Here is a 20,054-nt window from a genome sequence, read left to right on the forward strand (position 1 = left end):
CGTCGCGCGTGTCTCACTGACCGGGGAGTTTCCCTGGTTGGGAAGGTCGCAAAAACTTCTCCCGCGACTTCGGCGCCCGTCGTCGGGACGGACACGGGATCCGGCCCCGATCCCGTGGAGTGTCGTGCCCGCCGTGCCCTGCGATAATTCAGGTGCCCTCGCGAAGGTGAGATGCCACCATCGACAGGGCGCCCGCCACCGCCCGGTCGCGGGAAGAATCGCGGCGGCGGCCACGTTGACCCACCTGGAGGGATATGAATACAGCTGACACCCACGGAAGCGTCCACGACGGCCACGAGGCCGAGGACGCGTTCCGCGAGGCGATCACCGTCGGGGACGGGGTCGACGCACACGACGCGTCCCGCGAGGCCAAGGCCACCGGCGGTGACCGCTACGACGACCCGGACAACGCCCCCGACCAGGGCGAGATGGAACTCGCCGAGCGCCACGCGCTGCGCCGGGTTCCGGGACTGTCCACCGAACTCACCGACGTCACCGAGGTCGAGTACCGCTCCCTGAGGCTGGAGCGCGTCATCCTCATCGGCGTGTGGACCAGCGGCTCACAGGCCGACGCGGACAACTCGCTCACCGAGCTCGCCGCCCTGTCCGAGACCGCGGGCGCGCTCGTGCTGGAGGGGGTCACCCAGCGCCGGTCCAAGCCGGACCCCGCCACCTATGTCGGCAAGGGCAAGGCCGCCGAGCTGCGCGACATCGTGGAGGCCACCGGAGCCGACACCGTGATCTGCGACGGGGAACTCACCCCCGGCCAGCTGCGCCAGCTGGAGGACGTGGTCAAGGTCAAGGTGATCGACCGCACGGCCCTGATCCTGGACATCTTCGCCCAGCACGCGCGCAGCAGCGAGGGCAAGGCCCAGGTCGAACTCGCCCAGCTCAGCTACCTGCTGCCGCGACTGCGCGGCTGGGGTGACGCCCTGTCCCGTCAGGCGGGCGGCTCCGGCGGCGGTGGCGCGGGCGGCGGCGTGGGCCTGCGCGGCCCGGGTGAGACCAAGATCGAGACCGACCGCCGGCGCATCAACGACAAGATGGCCAAGCTGCGCCGCCAGCTCGCCCACATGCGCACCGCCCGCGACGTCAAGCGCGACGTCCGGCGCACCCGCTCGGTGCCGTCCGTGGCCATCGCCGGGTACACCAACGCGGGCAAGTCGAGCCTGCTCAACCGGCTGACCGGCGCCGGGGTCCTGGTCGAGAACGCCCTGTTCGCCACCCTGGACCCGACCGTGCGCCAGGCCCGCACGCCCGACGGCCGCGGATTCACGCTCAGCGACACCGTCGGCTTCGTCCGGCATCTGCCGCACCAGCTCGTGGAGGCCTTCCGCTCCACCCTGGAGGAGGTCGCCGACTCCGACCTGGTCCTGCACGTGGTCGACGGGTCCCACCCCGACCCCGAGAGCCAGATCAGCGCGGTCCGGCACGTCTTCGCCGACATCGACGCCGGCGACGTACCCGAGCTCATCGTGGTCAACAAGGTGGACGCCGCCGACCCCGACGTGCTCAAGGCGCTGCGCACCCGCTACCCGGACATGGTCGAGGTGTCGGCCCGTACCGGCGAGGGCGTTCCCGCGCTGGTGGAGGCGGTCGCCGCGGCGCTGCCCGAGCTGGCGCACGAGGTGCGGGCGCTCGTCCCGTACTCGCGGGGCGACCTCATCGCCCGGATCCACGAGGAGGGGCGCATCCTCAGCGAGGAGCACACCGCGGAGGGCACGGCGATCCACGCCTTCGTGCCGGCCCTGCTCGCGGGCAGACTCGACGAGTACACGCCCAGCACGGCCTGAGGCACGCGCGGTCCGCCGCGCACGGCCGGGGCGCTCCCCACGGGGCGCCCCGGCCTCGCCGTGTCCGGGGGCGGGTCCCGACGGCGCACGAACGCGCCCCGGTGAGGCGGGTACACGCGAACACCCAGCTCACCCGAAGTCACCGGTGGCACCGATCACCCGGTGTGCCCGTGTCCTTTGTTGGGAGAGCGTCCTATTAGTCCTCCCGGGGAGGTGTACACGGAGTCCGCGGATGGACTACGGTTTTGGAGCACTGGCCGACAGTGGCCGCTGTCCCGCGACAGCCGACCCCTCTGCCACTGTCACGGCACCGCGGCGGCCGCAGGCCGCTCCCCGCTCCCCACCGGCTCTGTCGGACCGCTCCAGATACGAGGTCGCCATGTCCGCCCGTGTATCCCACGACCGTGTCCCGCAGCCGCACCGGCGGACCTGACCGGCGAGGGCGGACGACCCCATGACGGCGGTACTCCTCAGCAACATCGGCCGGCTGTGGACCGGGAGCGAGCTGATCACCAAGGCCGCGCTCCTGATGGACGACGACCGGGTGGCCTGGGTCGGGCCCGCCGCCGAGCTCCCCCAGAGCGTCCCGGGCGTGGTGGACGACCTCACCGACGTCGACGACGTCGTCAACATCGGCGGCGGCATGATCACCCCGGGGCTGATCGACGCCCACTGCCACCCGGTGTACGCGGGGGACCGCTACGCCGAGGTCAACATGTGGGCCAAGGGCGCCTCCAAGGGGGACATCTTCGCGGCCGGGGGCGGTGTCTCCACCACCGTCACCATCACCCGGGGTACCGATCCCTGGACCCTGTGCAACGCGGTCCGCGAACGGCTCCGGCACTGGGTGCTGACCGGCACCACCACCGTGGAGGCCAAGACCGGCTACCACCTGACCAGGGACGGCGAACTGGCCGACGTGCGCCTGCTGCGCTCCCTGGAGGAGGAGCCGGGCATGCCGCGCCTGCACGTCACCTTCTTCCCCGCGCACGGGGTGCCGCCCGAGTTCTTCGGCAGACCCAGGGAGTACGCGGCCACCGCCGCCTCCTGGCTCGGCGACGCCGCGCTGGCCGGTGCCGACGGGGTGGACGTGTACTGCGACAACCAGCAGTTCACCACCGAGGACGCCCGCATGCTGCTGGGGGTGGGCCAGTCCGCGGGGCTGCGCACCACCCTGCACGCCTGCTCGCGCCCCCGACACGGCGCCGTGCGCATGGCCGCCGAGATGGGCTGCTCCTCGGTGGACCTGCTGCACGAGACCGACGAGCAGGACGTCCTGGCGCTGGCCGCCACCCGCACACCGGTGGTGGCCTGCCCGACGACCTCGCTGCACGAGCGCCGCACCCCGCCGGTGCGGTCGCTGCTCGACCACGGCGTGCCCATCGGGCTGGGCACCGACCACAACCCCGGCCAGTCGGGCACGATGTCGATGCCGCTGGTGATCTCGCTGGCCATCTCCATGTTCGAGATGACCGTGCAGGAGGCCCTGTACGCCGCCACGGTGGGCAGCGCGCGCGCCCTGGGCCTGACCGACCGGGGCGTGCTCGCGCCCGGCAGCCTGGCCGACCTCGTCCAGTGGGACGCCGACCACGAGGGCGCCTTCGCCTGGTCGATGGGCCTCAACACCCTGCGGGTGTGGCAGGGCGGCAGGACCATTCGCTGAGGCGTCGCCGCCGACACCCGAAGCGGCCCTCCGCGCCTGCCGCTAACGCGTGCCGCGGGCCCGGGCGATCTCGATGACGGCCCGCTCCAGCGCGTACTCGGGGTCGCGTCCGGCGCCCTTGATGAGGGCGTCGGTCTCGGCGACCACCGCCATGGCCCGGGTGACCCCCGCCGGGCTCCACCCCCGCGCCTGCTGACGCAGGGTCCGCAGCTTCCACGGCGGGACCTTGGCGCGCTTGGCCAGGTCCGCCTCGGACATGCCGCGCGGCGGCTGGGCGGCCACGGCGATGCCGCGCACCGCACCGGCCAGCGCGCTGTTGATGAGCACCGGGGCGGTACCCACCGCCAGCGACCAGCGCAACTGCTCCAGCGCCTCGGGCAGGCGCCCCTCCACGGCGCGGTCGGCCACGGTGAACCCCGAGGTCTCCGCCCTGCCGGAGTGGTACCTGGCCACCGCCGCGGCGTCCACCCGGCCCTCGGTGTCGGCGATCAGCTGGGTGCAGGCCGCCGCGATCTCGCGCAGCTCACTGCCGACCGCGTCCACCAGCGCCTGCGCGGCGTCGGCGGTGATCTGGCGCCCCGCCTGGGAGAACTCGCCCTTGACGAAGGCCACCCGCTCGGCGGGCTTGCTCGGCCCCTTGCAGTCCACACGGTGGGCGCCCGCCTTGACCGCGGCCTGGAGCAGGGCCTTGCCCTTGTTGCCGCCCGCGTGGGTGAGCACGAGGTTGACGTCGTCGGCCGGGTCCCCGAGGTAGTCGGTGACGGTCGCCGCCAGGTCCTTGGTCAGGTCCTGGGACGAGCGCAGCACCACCACCCGCCGGTCGCCGAACAGCGAGGGCGAGGTCACCTCGACGAGTGTGGACATCCCCACCTGGGCGGGCACCAGGTCGTGGACGTCCACGCCGGGATCGGCCTCGCGGACCGCCGCGACGACGGAGGCGACGGCCCGGTCGACGAGGAGTTCCTCGTCCCCGACGATGATGGTGAGCAGGGCGGGTGCAGGCATACACAGAGGATGCCACGCCCCACCGACCAGCCGTGCGCCCGTCGCGCGGTCGGCGGACGCGCTACCGCCCCCTCGCCCGCACCGCCCGTGACCGGTGAGCCCCGTACCCGGCGCCTCCCGTGGCCCCACCCCCACCGTGCTGTCCTCCGCCGCGCTGCTTTCCACGGCGCCGCCTCCTACCGTGCGGGGTCGGGCCCGCGCACCACGGCCTGCCCGGGCCCGGAACCGCCGCCGTCCAACACGGCCACGTCCCCGTCCCGGTCGGTGCGCAGGTTCACCTGCGCCACCCGTTCCAGGATGTTCCACGTGAACGGCGCCGGATGCCCGTAGGTGTTGTCCGCGCCCACCGAGGTCACCGACACCACCGGGTCGGTGGCCTCCAGGAAGGCCGGTTCCTGGCTCCCCGCCCCGTGGTGGGGCACGGCCAGCACGGTCACCCGCAACAGGTCGGCGTCCGGTCCCTCCAGCAGCCTTCTCTGCGCCTCCTCCTCGATGTCGCCGGTCAGCAGCACCGTCAGCGCCGTCCCGTCCGCCCGGACCACCACCGAGGAGTCGTTCACCGAACCCGTGAAGCCGGGCTCGGGCCACAGCACGCGCAGCAGCCACGGCCCCACCCGCAGCCGCTGACCCCGCGCCGCCTCCAACAACCGCACCCCGGCCCCGGCCAGCAGCCGCCCCGTGGCGCTCTCCCCGAACCCCGGCGGCGCCAGAGCGGCCCCCACGCTCCGATGCCGCAGCACCCCGGGCGTTCCGTCCACGTGGTCGGCGTGGTCGTGGCTCAGGATCAGCAGCGCGACCTCGCGCACCCCCAGCCGCCCCAGGCAGTCGTCCACCCGGTCCGGGTCCTCGCCGGTGTCGGCGACCACCGCCGAGCCCGGGCCCGCCGACAGCACGAACGCGGTGCCCTGGCCCACGTCGCACGCCACCAGGGCCCACCCCGGGGGCGGCCATCCGCCCGGCACGCACCGCGCGGCCAGGGCCAGCAGCAGCACGGCCGCCACCACGGCGGCCACGACACGGCGCAACGGCCCGTGCGTGAACACCAGCGCCGCCAGCACGACGGCCAGGACCAGCCCTCCCACCAGGTCCGACCGCCACGCCAGTGCGCCGTGCGGTACCCGCGCGCCCGCACCGGCCACCGCCGCGATCCACGACACCCCCAGCCCGGGCAGGTGCGCGGCCACCGCCGCCGCCCCCGGCCACACCACCGCCAGGGCCGCCACCGCCGTCCCCGCCACCGTCACCGCCGCGACCACCGGAGCGGCCAGTACGTTGGCCGGAACCGCGATCCACGACAGCTCGCCCGAGAGCAGGACCAGCACGGGCGAGACCGCCACCTGCGCGGCCAGGGCCACCGCCAACGCCTCCGCCACCGGACGCGGCAGACGTGCCGACCACGCCCGCGTCCACGGCGGCACCAGCAGCAGGATCCCCGCGGTCGCCAGCACCGACAGCGCGAACCCGAAGGAGGCGGCCAGCCCCGGCGCGACGAACAGCACCCCGACCACCGTGACGGCCAGCGCGCCGAGCCCCGCGTGGGCGCGCCCCGTGGCCAGCGCCAGCAGACCCAGCGACCCCATGAACGCCGCGCGCACCACGCTCGGCTCCGGGCGGCACACCAGGACGAACACCCAGATCACCGCCGCGCCGCCCGCCACCGAGCACCACGGGGGCGCCCGCAGCAGCCGGGTGAGCGCCAGCACGAAGCCGGTCAGCACCGCCAGGTTGGCTCCCGAGACGGTCAGCAGGTGCGTCATCCCGGTCTCCCGGAAGTCCTCGGCGGTCTCCGGCGGCACCCCGGACGCGTCGCCGACGATCAGCGCGGGAAGGAGCCCGGCCTCGGGCTGGGACAGTCCCGAGGAGGCCTCCCGCAGCCGCTCCCGCACCAGACCGGCGAAGCTCTGCAGACCGCCGGGCCGCCCCACCTCCTCCGGCGGTCCGCGCACCAGGACCAGGGCGGCGGTGAGGGGATCGTCCTCCGTGCCGAGGAAGACGCCCCGCGCCCGGAAGCTCTGCCCGGGCAGCAGTTCGCGCCAGTCCTCCTCCGAGGCCAGGACCACCACCGGCGCCACGGACACCCGCTCGGTCCCCCCGGACCGCACCCACGCGGTACGGGCGTCGATCACCCAGTCCGCCCTGCCCGGCCGGGGAGTCCCCGACCGCGGGCGCGGATCGGACGTCACCACCGCCTCGAACTCCGCCTCGCGCCCCTGCTCCGCCGCCTCCCCGGCCGCGCTCCGCTCCACCCGGTGCACCTGCACACCGGCCACCGCCGCCACCGTGGCCACACAGGCCAGCGACGCCGCGGCGGTGAGCGCTACCGCCTCCAGCGGCGGACGCGCCGCCGCCAGGAGCACCACCGCCGCACCGGCCCCCGCGACCCCGGCCAGGGACCAGGCGGCCCACGGCGGGACGGAGAGCGCCGCCAGCGCGGCCAGCCAGGCCGTCGCCGCGGGCGCCAGCAGGCGCAGGTCGGGCGGCTCGTCCAGCCCGTAGGCGTCCGTCCCCAGCCATGTCGTCACCGCCGCTCACCCCACCGTCACGTGGGGTTGGAGGTCGGCGAGGATCTTGTCGCCGATCCGGTCCACGTTGAGCAGGTCGTCGACGCTCCGGAAGGGGCCGTGCTCCTCGCGGTAGGAGACGATGTTGTCGGCGATCACCGCGCCGATCCCGGGCAGGGTCTCCAGCAGGGCCCGGTCCGCCCGGTTGATGTCCACCAGCCCTCCGGTCCCCTGGGAACCGCTTCCGGTGACGCCCGCGCCCGCGGGCACGGGGACGCCCACCAGGACCTGTTCACCGTCCACCAGCGGACGGGCCAGGTTGAGCAGGTCGAGGTCGGCGTCGGGCAGCGCGCCACCGGCCTCCTCCACGGCGTCGGCCACCCGCGACCCCGACGGGAGCGTGTACAGCCCGGGGTCGGACACCTCACCGCCCACGTGCACCACGAGGTCGTCCTTCGGCACCGCGTCCCCGGCCGCTCCGGCGTCCGCGTCCCCGGCCTGCGCCCCCGCCTCCAGCGCGGGGGACTGAGCGCCGTCGCCCTCCGCCGCGGGTACGGGCGCGGGCGCGGCACGGGTGACCATCTCGGGTGCGGGCACCGTGGTCGGCCGGTGGTACAGCGTCAGCACCAGCACGACGGCCAGGGCGCCCAGCACGGCCAGGACGATCACCGCCCGCCGGGACAGCGCCGCCCGTGGCGGCCATCGCAGGGCCAGCCGTTCCAGGAGCGAGCCGGACGGCTCGGGGTCGAACTCCGCGTACCCCGACGGCGGGCGTTCCGGGCGCCGGTGCCGCCCTTCTGCCGGGTCGGGCCACGGCTCCGGACCGGGTGCGCCCTCCGACGCGCCGGCACGACGGGAGGACAGGGCGGTCCCGAGGCCCGGGTCCTCCCCGGTGTCCCGCTCGACGGGCCCTGCGGTCCTTGCACCCCGGTTCTCCCAGGAGGGCCGCGGTGCGGGCACGGCCGCCTTCCCGTTCCGGTTCGCCATGGAGGGCCGTGGTGCGGTCGCCGTGGCCTTCCCGTTCCGGTTCCCTTCCGAGGTCCATGGGCCGGGCAAGGCCGCCTGTCCGGTCCGGTGCTCTCCCGGGGGCCGCGGGCCGGGTACCGCCGCCTCTCCAGTCCGGCTCTCCTCGGACGGACCCCGCACGGCCGGAGAGCTGCTCGGGGAGGAACGAGGGGGAGCTGTCACGCCGAGCAGGTCGTCGGGGTGGCGCTCGGGCCAGGCCTTCGAGGGCACGGGACCCGTGCCGGGAGCGGGCTGCGTGTCCGGAGGCCGATGGGTATCGGCCCCGGCGCTTCCCGGGGTCCGACGCCCGCCAGCCGGACCCGGGGCGGGCCTGGCCGGGAACCGGCCTTCTTCCCCGGGGACGGTCGTCCCCGGGGAGTCCGGCCTGGCCCGCCTCCGGCCCGGGCGGTCACCGGAGGCGTTCCCGCCCCGCTGCCCCGGGCTCGGAGACCAGGTCACGGCGCCCTCGTGGGCGTCCGGCCGCTGAGGGCCGGTGGCCGGACCTCGGCGGGGCGCGGCCTCGGAGCGGCCCGTGCCCTCCGAGCGGTACGGGGCGTGCGTCCCGGCCACCGCGTACGGCGCGCTCGGGATCGCCGGAACGCCACGGGGAGGCGGCGCGGGCTGCGCGTGTGAGCGGGGGATACGCGCGCGCAGGCGCCGGGCGGCCGGTGAGGCGTCCAGGGTGAGCGCGCGGAGTCGGTCCTGCTGGTCGGTCGAGGGGGAGTGGCGCCCGTTGCGGCGCTGAACAGTCATAAGACCACGTTAGGAAGCCGGAAACGCTGTGTCAGCAGCCGATTCCAAGCTGTGGACAACTCCCGTCCGGGCCTCCTCGACCTGCGCGGACGGCGGTGGGCGGCATCGCCCGGCGTACGAAAAAACCCGGCCCGGTGCGTGCGCACCGGGCCGGGTCGAGCCTCAGTCTCAGGCGGACTGCAGGGAGTGCAGACGCTTGGCGATCGCGCTCTTGCGGTTCGCGGCCTGGTTCTGGTGGATGACGCCCTTGCTGGTGGCCTTGTCCAGCGCGCGAGCGGCGGCGCGCTGGGCGACGGCGGCCTTCTCGACGTCCCCGGCCTCGGCAGCCTCACGGAACTTGCGGACGGCCGTCTTCAGCGAGGAGCGCACCGCCTGGTTGCGGACACGAGCCTTCTCGTTCTGCCGAATGCGCTTCTTCTGCGACTTGATGTTCGCCATGCGAAAACGTGCTCCAGTTGATCTTGGTCATCGCGCCGACCGGACCAGGCGGCCCGACCCGCGGGCAGCCGTTCCGCGAGGGGCCGGCGTGGGCGCCGACGCAGGGTGTGTGAGTCCACAGGGCCCGAGGCCAATGTGGAAGTCCGAGACACGGACTTCCAGTATGCCTCACACGGGGTACCGCTCAGGCACCACCTGCCCCCACGGAACCCCGTGACGATGTCGGGAGGACGTTTCCGGGGGCTCTTCCACGCACCGTGGCGGTCCCGTGCGGCATGCGCGCGGAGCGGCGGCGACGACTCCACCGCCCCGTCCACGGGTCTTCGGCGAACGCCGCTCAGGACAGCAGCCACCCCTCCGTGTAGGCCGTCACGTCCTCCTCGGTCGCCTCGTCCCCCAGGTAGAAGGCCACCCCCAGGGTCATCCCCTCCGGCGGATCGGCCTCGGTCACGCCCAGCCGGACGGCCTCCAGCGCGGTCGCCAACGACTCGTCCGCCTCCTCCGGCGCCCACCCGCCACCGCCGTACGTGGGCAGCCCGAACCGCACCGCCACGCCCTCACGCGCGCGCAGGGCGGTCACCGCCTCCGTCACCTGCCGCACCATGAACCCGCCGTACAGCGCGTCGCCGGGCATTCCCGCCCCCACGCCCGGCAGCACGACCTCGTCGGCGTGCTCGGTCGCCCGGTCCAGGTAGCCCTTGGACCAGTACCTCTCCTCGCGCTCCATGACGAAGGAGGGCACCCGACCGCCCGGCACCAGCTCCACGTGGTGGGCCTGCACCGACAACACGGGTTCCTCGCCCAGCTCCTCGCGCACCATCGACATGAGCGTGGGGATCGACGGGTCGTTGACGGTCACCGGGCGGATCTCCAGGTGCACGCCCGCGAACCCGTCCGCGGACACCTCGGCGACCGCCGGGGCGAGCGCCGCGCGGGCCTGTTCGTCGAGCCGGTCCCGCAGCAGCGAGGACCCCCTCTCCACGTGCCGCAGCCACGCCAGCGCGCGCACGCCGGGGTACTCCCGCTCCAGCCAGGACAGCAGGGAACCGGTGTCCTGCACCCGCTCGACCGCGCCCTCGGCGTCGATCTCGCCCGCGTACACGTACACCGTGTCCACCCCGCCGGTGTCGAGCACCCGCGCCAGGGGACCGGTGTCCTCCCAGGAGCCCACCCAGGCCGCGTCGGAGCCCCGGGAGACCGCCCACGGCGCCGGTTCACCCGAGAACTGGAAGGCCAGCAGGGCCCCCGCGCCAGCCACCACGACCGCGATCGCGGCCACACCCGCCAGCAACCGTGTCAACAGCCACTTCAACCGCCCGCTCCTCCCACGTCCCCGACCGCGGGCGCTCCCCGCCCGCCGCCGCCCTCAACGGCGGCGGCGCGCGCCCGGTGCCTGCCGGTACGGCCCGTTCCCGGTCCCGGGTCACATAATCTGGACACCAGACCCGCGCCCGCGCCCCATACTGCCGCACGGGCCGCTGCCGTCACCGAGAGAGGGCACCCGGCCGCCGTGGGATGATGGACGACGCCGTCGGCCTCCGCCGCGGCGGGGCGACACCGCCGCGAGGCGCACACGACCCGGACCCGACCTGTGAACGGAGCACGGTGGCACAGCCGAACTGGACCGATCCCGCGCTGATCCGCAACTTCTGCATCATCGCGCACATCGACCATGGCAAGTCGACGCTGGCCGACCGGATGCTCCAGATCACCGGTGTCGTCGAGGACCGCCAGATGCGCGCCCAGTACCTGGACCGCATGGACATCGAACGCGAGCGCGGCATCACCATCAAGTCGCAGGCGGTGCGCATCCCCTTCACCGCCGTCGACGACAAGACCTACACGCTCGACCTCATCGACACCCCCGGGCACGTCGACTTCACCTACGAGGTCTCGCGCTCCCTGGCCGCCTGCGAGGGCGCCGTCCTGCTGGTGGACGCCGCGCAGGGCATCGAGGCGCAGACCCTGGCCAACCTGTACATGGCCCTGGAGAACGACCTCACCATCATCCCGGTGCTCAACAAGATCGACCTCCCGGCCGCGCAGCCGGAGAAGTACGCCGAGGAGCTGGCCGGGATCATCGGCTGCGAGCCCTCCGACGTGCTCAGGGTCAGCGCCAAGACGGGCGAGGGCGTCGAGGAGCTCCTCAACGAGATCGTCAACCAGATCCCGCAGCCCGTCGGCGACGCCGACGCCCCGGCCCGCGCGATGATCTTCGACTCGGTGTACGACACCTACCGCGGCGTGGTCACCTACGTCCGGGTCATCGACGGCAAGCTCAGCCCGCGCGAGCGCATCCAGATGATGTCCACCCGCGCCTCGCACGAGATCCTGGAGATCGGCGTCAGCTCGCCCGAGCCCACCAAGTGCGACGGGCTGGGGGTGGGAGAGGTCGGCTACATCATCACCGGCGTCAAGGACGTGCGCCAGTCCAAGGTCGGTGACACCATCACCGCCCTCAACCGGCCCGCGACCGAGATGCTGTCCGGGTACCGCGAGCCCAAGCCCATGGTGTTCTCGGGCCTGTACCCGATCGAGGGCACCGACTACCCGGTGCTGCGCGACGCCCTGGAGAAGCTCCAGCTCAACGACGCCGCCCTGGTCTTCGAACCGGAGACCTCCGCCGCCCTGGGCTTCGGCTTCCGCTGCGGCTTCCTGGGCCTGCTGCACCTGGAGATCACCAGGGCCCGCCTGGAGCGCGAGTTCAACCTCGACCTCATCTCCACCGCGCCCAACGTCATCTACCGGGTGGACATGGAGGACGGCACCGAGCACGTGGTGACCAACCCCAGCGAGTTCCCCGCCGGGAAGATCGACTCCATCTACGAGCCGATGGTCAAGGCCACCGTGCTCAGCCCCGCCGACCACATCGGCCAGATCATGGAGCTGTGCCAGGAGCGGCGCGGCGACCTCCAGGGCATGGACTACCTGTCCGAGGACCGCGTGGAGATGCGCTACACGCTGCCCCTGGCCGAGATCGTCTTCGACTTCTTCGACCACCTCAAGTCCCGCACCAAGGGCTACGCGTCACTGGACTACGAGCCCACCGGGGAGAAGGCCTCCGACCTGGTCAAGGTGGACATCCTGCTCCAGGGAGAGGCCGTCGACGCCTTCTCCGCCATCGTGCACAAGGACAAGGCCTACGCCTACGGCGTGGAGATGACCAAGAAGCTGCGCGAGCTCATCCCCCGGCAGCAGTTCGAGGTGCCCATCCAGGCCGCCATCGGCGCCCGGGTGATCGCCCGCGAGAACATCCGCGCCATCCGCAAGGACGTGCTCTCCAAGTGCTACGGCGGCGACATCAGCCGTAAGCGCAAGCTGCTGGAGAAGCAGAAGGAGGGCAAGAAGCGGATGAAGATGGTCGGCCGGGTCGAGGTGCCCCAGGAGGCCTTCATCTCCGCGCTGTCCACCGACACCGGCGGCTCCGACGACAAGAAGAAGAAGTAGTAGCAGCCCCGCCCTCACGTGCTCGCACGCAGGGGAAGCGGAAGGGGGCGCCCCGAGCCGGGGCGCCCCCTTCCGCGTTCTCCTCGGTACCGCCTCAGCCCTTGACCGCTCCCGCGGTCAGGCCCTCGGTGATGTAGCGCTGGAGGAACCAGAACACCGCCAGGGTGGGCAGGGACAGCATGATGGCGCCCACCGCGAACATCCCGAAGTTCGCGTTGCGCTGCGAGGCCACCAGCTGGTACAGCCCCAGGCCCAGCGTCTTGGCGTCGGTGTCGCGCAGGAACACGCTCGCCATCAGGAACTCGTTGATGGTGGAGATGAACACCAGCAGGCCCACGATCGCCAGCACCGGCGTGACCAGCGGCAGCATGATCCGGAAGAACACCTGCGCGTGCGAGGCTCCGTCCATCTGCGCCGACTCGTCCAGCTCCTTCGGCACGGTGTCGAAGAAGCCCTTCATCAGCCACGTGTTGATGCTCAGCGCGCCGCCCAGGTAGACCAGCAGCAGCCCCCACCGGGTGTCGAAGCCGATCGCCGGGTAGTACTCGCCGATCGTGGAGAACATCAGGTAGATCGCCACGATCGCCAGGAACTGCGGGAACATCTGGATCACCAGCAGCCCGATCAGCCCCACCCGGCGGCCCCGGAAGCGCATGCGGCTGAACGCGTACGCGGCCAGCGCCGACAGCAGCACCGTCACGGCGGCGTTGGTGAAGGCGAAGAACAGCGAGTTCGCGTACCAGGTGGTGAACGGCGTGTTGCTGAACAGGTCGACGGCGTTGTCCAGACTGGCCCCGGTCGGCCACAGCTGCGCGCTGGACAGCGTGCCCAGCGGGTTGAGCGCCGCCGACACCACGAACAGCACCGGGAAGAGCGCGAACGCCACGACCACCAGCATCACCACGTGGCGCCAGCCGTACCTGCGGACCCACAGGCCCAGACGGACTCCGGTACCGCGCCGGTGGGGGGCGCGTACCGCGTCCGGGGTTGCGACCGCCATCAGTCCACCTCCTTGAGGGCCTTGCTCCTGCTGAGGCTGACCACCGACATCACCGACACGATCAGGAAGATCATCACCGACAACGCCGCCGCGTACCCGTACTGGGCGGTGGCCTCGTTGAAGGCGAGACGGTAGGTGTAGGTGATGAGCAGGTCCGTGGCCCCGGCCGTCGGGCTCTCCGGGGAGAAGGGGCCGCCCTGGGTGATCAGCCACACCGCGTTGAAGTTGTTGAAGTTGAACGCGAACGTCGAGACCAGGATCGGCGTCATCGCCACCATCAGGAGCGGCAGGGTGACGTTGCGGAAGGCCTGCCAGGGGCCCGCGCCGTCGATCTGTGCCGCCTGGCCCAGCTCGCGCGGAACGGCCTGGAGGGCTCCCGTGGCCACCAGGAACATGTACGGGTAGCCCAGCCAGACGTTGGCCAGGATCACCGCCGCCCGGGCCGACCACGCGTCGCCCAGCCAGTCCACCTCCAGGCCGAGCACCCGGTTGAACAGGCCGAAGTCGGTGTTGAACATGTCCCGCCACAGCAGGAACATCGCCAGCGAGCTCATCGCGTACGGCAGGACCACCAGGATCCGGTACACGACCCTGCCGCGCAGCCTGGGCACGTGCAGGGTGAGCGCGATCGCCAGACCCACCACGAACACCAGGAAGGTGACGGAGGCGGCGAAGGCGATGTTCCACACCAGGATGCTGAAGAACGACGACGCGAAGGTCGGGTTGAACAGGAAGCGGGCGAAGTTGTCGAAGCCCACGCCGACCTGCCAGCCCTGGGCGAGCCGCTCCCCGTCCTCGTTGTAGAACGCGCCGCGCTCGTTGTCCGCGTGGTAGACGATCCCGGTCTCGGCGTCGGTGACGCAGTCGCACCCGGCGTCGTAGGCACGGGTCGCGGTCCCCTCGAAGGCGGTGGACAGGCCGCTGGAGCGGATGCCCGTGCCGCTGCCGGTGGGCACCGCGAACGCCTGGAGCTCGTCGCTGCGCGCGTTGACCTGGGTGGGGGACAGGATCGTGTACCCGAAGGCCTCGGTGACCTTGCCCGAGGGCTCCACGGTCGCGCCGTCGAGCTCGGTGAGCCCCTCCTCGGTTCCGGCGTAGGCCCGGCCCTCGGGGTCGGTGAGCAGGAAGACCAGCTCACCGGTCTCGGGCGAGCCGGTGACCGCCACGGTCAGGGTGTACTCCTCGGCCCCGTCCGGGCTGCTCACCGAGTAGGCCTCGATGGAGGCGATGGCCTGTTCCTTGTCGCCCCGGTGGCCGTCGCTGAGGTTGGTCACCGAGGTGCTCATCGTGTAGAGCACCGGCAGGATCTGGAAGGTGAGCAGGAACAGCACGCCCGGGACCAGGTACTTGACCGGGACGGCGCGCTTGGACAGGTAGACCCAGTAGACGAGGCCGACCACGGCCACGACCAGGCCGATGCCCCACCAGTTGCCCGCCACGTACAGGGGCAGCACCGCCCACACGCCCAGGGCGGTGAACAGGCCCAGCAGGGCGATCTTGACGAGCTGCCCGGCCAGTGAACCGTTCCCGGCGAACCGGCCGCCCGGCAGGGGCGTGCGGGCGGGCGCCCCCGGTGAGGGAGCGCCCGCTGTCTTCTTGGACGCCACCGCTACTCGCCGATCTGCGAGGCGATCGTTTCGTGGGCGGCCTCCATGGCCTCGCGCACGTCCTCACCGGCGATGACGGCGGCCTGGGCGATGCCCAGCGGCTCCCACGTCTCGCCCATCTCCGGGATGGAGGGCATCGGCATGCCCTCGGCCCCGGCCTCGGAGATCGCGGCGATGGTGGGGTCGTCGGCCGAGACGCTCTCCAGGGCCTCGGTCTGCACCGGCATGCGGGGGTCGGCCTCGTAGAGGCTGAGGACGAAGTCGGTGTCGGTGACGTAGTTGGTCACGAACTCCTGGGCCAGGGCGCTGTTGGCGCTGCCCTCGGTGACGAAGAACGCCTGGTAGCCGATGTAGGGGCTGGCGGGCTCCTCGCCCTCGAAGCCGGGGATGGGGCTGATCTCGTAGTTGACGCCCGCCTCGTTGGCGTCGGCGACGTTCCACGGGCCCGCGACGAAGAAGGGGGCCTCGCCCTCGTAGAACAGGGAGGCGTCGTTCTCCAGGGTGATGGAGCGGCGCAGCACGCCCTCCCCGGCCTCGCCGTACTCGGCGACCTTCTCCATGGCCGCGATGGACTCGTCGGTGCCCACGCCCAGGTCGGTCGGGTCCCAGTTGCCCTCCTCGTCCTGGCCGAAGAGGTAGCCGCCCGCGGAGGTGAACAGGGCGTTCATCCGGTAGGGGTCGCCCTCCTGGCCCACGGCCATGGACAGGACCTCGCTGGTCTCACCGGAGTCCTTGAGCTCGGTGCCGACCTCGACCATCTCCTCGAAGGTCGCGGGGGCGGCCGGCGCCAGGTCGGTGTTGCGCATGAGGAAGATGTTCTCCTGGGAGTAGGGAACACCGAAGAGCTGGCCGTCGTAGTTGAGGGCCTGCAACGAGGTCTCGTCCAGGCCGGAGGCGCGGTCCTGGGGCAGCTCGATGGGCTGGACGGCGCCGTTGCGCACGAGGTTGCCCGTCCAGTCGTGGGCGCCGATGAAGACGTCGGGGGCGTTTCCGGCCTGGTGGGCGTTGAGCACGTCGCCCTGGATGTCGCCGAAGGTCAGGCCCTGGACCTCGACCTCGATGCCGTTGGCCTCGGCGAACTCCTGGGCGGCCGCCTTGATGGCGTCGGCGCGCTCGGGGTCGGACCAGATGACGAGGCTGCCCTCGGCGGCGGCCTCCCCGCCCTCGTCGCCGCCGCCACTGCACGCGGTCGCCATCAGTGCGATCGCGGCGATGCCCGTGACCGCTCGTGCGCTGCGGAATCTCATGCTGTCTTCCTTCCGGGAGGCCGTGCTGAGGAGGGTCGCGCATGCGTTCCGGCCGTCGAGGGCATGCGTGGTGATGTGACGCTAGCAATAACTTGCAAGCTTTGAAAGAGTTTGCGGATCTCCCGCATAAAGATGTGGAAACGCCACGGAAACGGGCGCGTGACATCGTGCTCTGGGTAGCGGTGCGGTGACCGTTCGCTGATAGATCCTGTGATGGGCAGCGATTTCGTAACACCATTGAACACGCCACCGCGGACCACTCGAACCCGGTTCGGGTCCGGCCCGCCACAGAGTGCTGGCGGGGGAGCCTCCTGTGGAGGCGCGCCGCAGGCGGTCAGGGGTGGAGCGTGTCGGTGACGGCGTCCAGGCATCCGTAGGGCGTGGGCTTGGTGGTGCGCCGCAGGGGGTGGGCCTTCAAGGCGACCTCGGCCTGGCACCGGTAAAGCGCGCGGGTTCCACGCCAGCCCCTGGGGAGCGGGCGGTCGTGGTGGGCACGGGCGACAACGGTCAGTGCTGGGAGGCGGGGGTCGGCTGGGAGCACGTTCGCCCAGCGAGCTTGCCGAAGGAGATCCCCGCGCCAGCAGGACGGTGCTGACCGGCACCGGCCCGCACCGCGTGCGGTGCCGGACCCCGTGTCCGGCACCGCACGCGCGGGCTCAGTCGCTCAGCCCTTCAGCCGCGCAGCCCTTCAGCCGCGCAGCCACACCGCCGTCTCGGCGGGCAGCGTCAGGGTGCCTCCGGCGGGCGCGCCGACCGGACCGCTGGCCACGAGCACCTCGCCGTCGGCCGCCAGCTCCACGGCCTCCCCGGTGAGGTTCACCGCGACGCGCACACCCGGCTCGCGCTCGAAGTACAGCACGCCGCCGGGCGCGTCCAGCCAGGCCATCGAGCCGTCGCCGAGCGCGTCCAGCTCCCGGCGCAGGCGCAGCGCCTTCGTGTACAGCTCCAGCGTGGAGCCCTCCACCCCGCGCTGGGCGGCGCGCGACAGGGCGCCCCAGCCCTCGGGCATCGGCAGCCACGGAACGCTGCCCTCGGGGCCGAACCCGTACGGCGCCTGGTCGCCGCCCCACGGCAGCGGCACCCGGCAGCCGTCCCGGCCGCGGTCGGTGCGGCCCGAACGCTCCCAGGTCGGGTCCTGCAGCGAGTCCTCGGGCAGGTCGGTGACCTCGGGCAGTCCCAGCTCCTCGCCCTGGTACAGGTACACCGAACCCGGCAGGCCCAGCATCAGCAGCGTCGCCGCGCGCGCACGGCGCAGCCCCTGCTCACCGCCGCCGAAGCGGGTCACGTGGCGGGTCACGTCGTGGTTGGACAGCACCCACGTGGTGGTCGCGCCCACCGCGGTGTTGGCGGCCAGGGACACGTCGATGACCTCGCGCAGGCGCCCGGCGTCCCACGGCGCGGTCAGGTACTCGAAGTTGAACGCCTGGTGCAGTTCGTCCGGGCGCAGGTAGCGGGCCACCCGCTGGGCGTCCTCCACCCACGCCTCGGCCACCAGGGCGCGGTCGCCCGGGTACTCGGCGGCGATCCGCGCCCAGCGGCGGTAGATCTCGTGCACGCCGTCCTGGTCGAAGTAGGGCAGCGAGGTGCTGCCGTCGAGCATGTCGGCCTTGGCGTCCTCGGCGATGTCGGGCATCGCCGGGTCCTTGACCATGCCGTGCGCGACGTCGATGCGGAACCCGTCCACGCCCCGGTCCAGCCAGAAGCGCAGCACGTCGTCGAACTCGTCGTGCACCTCCTGGTTGGTCCAGTCGAAGTCGGGCTGCTCGGGGTCGAACAGGTGCAGGTACCACTGCTCGGGGGTGCCGTCGGGCCGCTTGAGGCGGGTCCAGGCCGGGCCGCCGAAGATCGACTTCCAGTTGTTCGGCGGCTCCTCCCCGTCGGGTCCCCTGCCGTCCCGGAAGACGTACCGCGAGCGGGCGTGCTCGCCCGGCTCGGCGGCCGCGGCCTCCTTGAACCACCGGTGGGCGGAGGAGGAGTGGTTGGGCACCACGTCGATGATCAGGCGGATGCCCATCCCGTGGGCGGTCTCCAGGAGGGCGTCGAAGTCCTCCAGGGTCCCGAAACGGGGATCGACGTCGCGGTAGTCGGCGACGTCGTAACCGCCGTCGGCGAGGGGGGAGACGTAGAACGGCGTCAGCCAGATCGCGTCCACGCCGAGTTCGGCCAGGTGGGGGAGGCGCTCGCGGATACCGGCGAGGTCGCCCTCACCGTCACCGTTGGAGTCGGCGAAGCTGCGGACGTAGATCTGGTAGATCGCCGCGTCACGCCACCAGTGCGACTGAGGCTCCATCAGCGGGGGTCCTTCCCTGTGACGAGTGCAATTTCTTGCGCAAGATTACCGCCAATTTTCGGCCGTGTGACGACGATCTCGACTAGAGTTGCGCCCATGGGTCCACGACTTGCCGACATCGCGCGGCACGCAGGCGTCAGCGAGGCCACCGTCTCGCGGGTGCTCAACGACAAGCCGGGCGTCGGCAGCGACACCCGCAAGGCCGTCCTGACGGCGCTGGACGTCCTCGGCTACGAGCGCCCCGCCCGGCTGCGGCAGCGCTCCGCCGGACTGGTCGGCATGGTCATACCCGAACTGGAGAACCCCGTCTTCCCGATGTTCGCCCAGGCGGCCGAGGGGGCGCTCGCCCAGCGCGGGTACACGCCGGTGCTGTGCACCCAGACCCCCGGCGGGATAACGGAGGACGAGTACGTGGAGCTGCTGCTGGAGCGCAACGTCTCCGGCATCCTCTTCGTCTCCGGGCGCCACGCCGACACCACCGCCCCCCACGAGCGCTATCACGCCCTGGTCTCGCGCAGACTCCCGATCGTGCTGGTCAACGGGTACGCCGACGCCATCCCCGCCGCCTTCATCTCCTGCGACGACCGGGAGGCCGGGCACCTGGCCGTCAACCACCTGGTCGCCCTCGGCCACACCCGCATCGGGTTCACCAGCGGCCCCGAGCGCTACGTTCCGGTCCGCCGCAAGCTCGACGGGTACCACCGGGCCCTGGCGCAGCACGGCCTGGACGGCGAGGACCTCGTGGAGCTGTCGCTGTTCGGCGTGGAGGGCGGCCACGCCGCCGCCACCCGGCTGATCGAACGCGGCGTCACCGCGATGGTCTGCGGCTCGGACATGATGGCCCTGGGCGCCATCCGGGCCGCCCGCCAGCGCGGCCTGAGCGTCCCCCGGGACTTCTCGGTGGTCGGCTTCGACGACTCCCAGCTCATCGCCTTCACCGACCCCCCGCTGACCACCGTCCGGCAGCCGGTCAACGCCATGGCGCTGGCCGCCGTGCGCGCCCTGTGCGACGAGATCGCCGGACACCCCGTCTCCCACACCGAGTACGTCTTCGACCCCGAGCTGGTCGTCCGCGGCTCCACCGCCATCGCCCCCACCAGGAACCCCGCCCCCCTCACCCGGGTCGACGCCGCCCCCGCGCACGCCCGGGCGGAGCGCCCCCGGGTCTGACCGGGCCGTCCTCCCCACAGCCCTCCCCGCCTGATCCCCACACCCCGCGTCCCGTCCCGATCTCCCGATCCCTGCTCCCCGATCCCGTAACCCCCCGCTTCCCCGCCTCCGATCCCGCACCGCCGTACCCGAGCC

General features: G+C 72.4%; 13 protein-coding genes. 4 read left to right on the forward strand and 9 right to left on the reverse strand.

What is annotated here, in order from left to right; genetic code table 11:
* Nucleotides 1-254: 254 nt before the first annotated feature.
* Together hflX and G011_RS0101355 are read left to right on the forward strand one after the other, a co-directional pair.
* Nucleotides 255-1,793: a GTPase HflX gene (gene hflX / locus G011_RS0101350; RefSeq protein ID WP_019606884.1), complete on the forward strand. Its 1,539-nt coding sequence runs from the start codon at nt 255-257 to the stop codon at nt 1,791-1,793.
* A 454-nt stretch (nt 1,794-2,247) separates the two neighbouring features.
* A complete protein-coding gene (locus tag G011_RS0101355) occupies nt 2,248-3,456 on the forward strand; it encodes an amidohydrolase family protein (RefSeq protein WP_019606885.1) in 1,209 nt (402 codons plus the stop codon).
* 42 nt (nt 3,457-3,498) lie between these two features.
* On the opposite strand, the gene holA is transcribed toward G011_RS0101355, so the two are convergent.
* The 5 genes from holA to G011_RS0101380 all read right to left on the reverse strand — a co-directional run bounded on the left by holA (nt 3,499) and on the right by G011_RS0101380 (nt 10,470).
* Entirely contained in the window at nt 3,499-4,461 is a 963-nt protein-coding gene (gene holA / locus G011_RS0101360; protein WP_019606886.1) for a DNA polymerase III subunit delta, read from the reverse strand.
* 176 nt (nt 4,462-4,637) lie between these two features.
* A complete protein-coding gene (locus G011_RS0101365) occupies nt 4,638-6,983 on the reverse strand; it encodes a ComEC/Rec2 family competence protein (RefSeq protein ID WP_019606887.1) in 2,346 nt (781 codons plus the stop codon).
* Nucleotides 6,984-6,989: 6 nt separating this feature from the next.
* Entirely contained in the window at nt 6,990-7,949 is a 960-nt protein-coding gene (locus tag G011_RS0101370; RefSeq protein ID WP_019606888.1) for a ComEA family DNA-binding protein, read from the reverse strand.
* 939 nt (nt 7,950-8,888) lie between these two features.
* Nucleotides 8,889-9,158, reverse strand: a complete 270-nt coding sequence (rpsT, locus tag G011_RS0101375) for a 30S ribosomal protein S20 (protein WP_019606889.1) — start codon at nt 9,156-9,158, stop codon at nt 8,889-8,891.
* 337 nt (nt 9,159-9,495) lie between these two features.
* Entirely contained in the window at nt 9,496-10,470 is a 975-nt protein-coding gene (locus G011_RS0101380) for a hypothetical protein (RefSeq protein ID WP_026337904.1), read from the reverse strand.
* Nucleotides 10,471-10,763: 293 nt separating this feature from the next.
* On the opposite strand from G011_RS0101380, the gene lepA reads away from it, so the two are divergent.
* Complete coding sequence (gene lepA / locus G011_RS0101385) at nt 10,764-12,605, forward strand: translation elongation factor 4 (RefSeq protein ID WP_026337905.1); 1,842 nt, start codon at nt 10,764-10,766, stop codon at nt 12,603-12,605.
* Between the two features lie 94 nt (nt 12,606-12,699).
* Here the strand turns inward: lepA and G011_RS0101390 are convergent, their stop codons facing one another.
* The 4 genes from G011_RS0101390 to G011_RS0101410 all read right to left on the reverse strand — a co-directional run bounded on the left by G011_RS0101390 (nt 12,700) and on the right by G011_RS0101410 (nt 18,749).
* On the reverse strand, nt 12,700-13,605 hold the full coding sequence (locus G011_RS0101390) for a sugar ABC transporter permease (RefSeq protein WP_019606892.1): 906 nt from the start codon (nt 13,603-13,605) through the stop codon (nt 12,700-12,702).
* Entirely contained in the window at nt 13,605-15,212 is a 1,608-nt protein-coding gene (locus G011_RS0101395) for an ABC transporter permease subunit (protein ID WP_019606893.1), read from the reverse strand. Before G011_RS0101395 ends, G011_RS0101390 begins: the two co-directional genes overlap by 1 nt.
* A 2-nt stretch (nt 15,213-15,214) precedes the next feature.
* Nucleotides 15,215-16,459 (reverse strand): maltose ABC transporter substrate-binding protein, encoded by a 1,245-nt coding sequence (locus tag G011_RS0101400; protein ID WP_019606894.1) that lies wholly within the window; start codon nt 16,457-16,459, stop codon nt 15,215-15,217.
* 688 nt (nt 16,460-17,147) lie between these two features.
* Nucleotides 17,148-18,749 carry a glycoside hydrolase family 13 protein gene (locus G011_RS0101410; protein ID WP_019606895.1) on the reverse strand — a complete coding sequence of 534 codons (1,602 nt, stop codon included), beginning with the start codon at nt 18,747-18,749 and terminating at the stop codon, nt 17,148-17,150.
* Between the two features lie 96 nt (nt 18,750-18,845).
* Here G011_RS0101410 and G011_RS0101415 point away from each other — a divergent pair, with 96 nt between their 5' ends.
* Nucleotides 18,846-19,919, forward strand: coding sequence for a LacI family DNA-binding transcriptional regulator (locus tag G011_RS0101415; RefSeq protein ID WP_026337906.1), 1,074 nt, complete (start codon nt 18,846-18,848; stop codon nt 19,917-19,919).
* Nucleotides 19,920-20,054: the final 135 nt, after the last annotated feature.

The organism is Nocardiopsis sp. CNS-639 (genome assembly GCF_000381685.1).
Taxonomy (GTDB): domain Bacteria; phylum Actinomycetota; class Actinomycetes; order Streptosporangiales; family Streptosporangiaceae; genus Nocardiopsis; species Nocardiopsis dassonvillei.